The following is a 1,161-nucleotide window of genomic DNA, read 5'->3' on the forward strand; positions in this document are numbered from 1 at the left end:
GCGCAGGCGCGCCGGGCTTCATCGAAGATCTCGCGGGCGCAGTCGTGGCAGCTGCCGCAGGCCGACGCCACCTGGGTCTCGTCCTGGAGCACCTCGAAGTTGTGCACGCCATCGGCCACGGTGCGGCGGATGTCGCGGTCGGAAACTCGGTGGCAGAGGCAGACGATCATGGCGGCGAAACAGGAATGAACCTGGAATGGCCGCGATACTAACGCAAACGCGAATTCCTCTCAATTAGGTCACAGAGCCCCTGCGCGGCGTCCGGCCAATGTCGGTGAACTGCGACACGGCGCCTCCATCACCCCGCCTTGCGCCGACGCGCGGACAAAAAAAGCCCCGGCAAGCGGGGCTTCGGGGTCCCTGGCGACGGCTGGGCCCCAGGATGGGCGTGGCTGGCGTTCAGCTGGCGTCGCCCATCTGGCTTTGCAGCCAGTTCTGCTCGCCGACCTGGGCGATGAGCTCGATCTGGGTTTCCAGATGATCGATGTGCTCCTCCGTGTCGGACAGGATTTCCTCGAGGACCTCGCGCGAGACGTAGTCGCGCACGGACTCGCAATAGGCGATGGCTTCCTTCAGCAGCGGATGGCTGCCCATCTCGATCTTCAGGTCGCAGTGCTGGACCTCGACGGCGTTCTCGCCGATGTAGAGCTTGCCCAGGTCCTGCAGGTTCGGCAGCCTTCCAGCATCAGGATGCGATCCATCAGCTTGTCGGCGTGCTTCATCTCCTCGATGGACTCGGCGTACTCGTGCTTGGCCAGCTTCTCGAAGCCCCAGCTCTTGAGCATCCGGTAATGCAGGAAGTACTGGTTGATCGCGGTGAGCTCGTTCTTCAACTGCGCGTTCAAGTACTCGATGACCTTGGCATCGCCCTTCATGTTCTTCTCCTGGAAATCATGCGGAATGGCGCGCATTGTCCTCATCCCTACGACGAATGGGGACAAGACCCGCCCCACCCGCTCTGCATGCGAAGTATTCGCAGCACGTTCCTCGCTCTGGCGAGTCGCGATCCATCAAGAAAAAAGCGATCGCCGCGATTCTTGGTTGCTATTGCGAATGGTTCTCATTAAGATGCTTCGCATGAATGCCCATCACCACTCCCACATCGAAGCCCTGCAAGCCGTTGCGCTGGATGGCGCCCGGGTCGCCGCAGGTTCGCCGCGT

2 protein-coding genes and 1 pseudogene are annotated in these 1,161 nt (G+C 61.8%); 1 reads left to right on the forward strand and 2 read right to left on the reverse strand.

Features of this window, described 5'->3' with window-relative positions; genetic code table 11:
- Together FUT87_RS26835 and bfr are read right to left on the reverse strand one after the other, a co-directional pair.
- The coding region (locus FUT87_RS26835; protein WP_147242955.1) for a bacterioferritin-associated ferredoxin at nt 1–170 on the reverse strand (170 nt) is incomplete at its 3' end.
- Nucleotides 171–399: 229 nt separating this feature from the next.
- Nucleotides 400–875, reverse strand: a pseudogene (gene bfr / locus FUT87_RS26840) (bacterioferritin).
- Here bfr and FUT87_RS30115 point away from each other — a divergent pair.
- Nucleotides 874–1,161: hypothetical protein (locus FUT87_RS30115; protein ID WP_222617313.1), on the forward strand; the 288-nt coding region annotated here is incomplete at its 3' end. The pseudogene bfr and the gene FUT87_RS30115 overlap by 2 nt on opposite strands.

Source organism: Mitsuaria sp. TWR114, assembly GCF_007997345.1.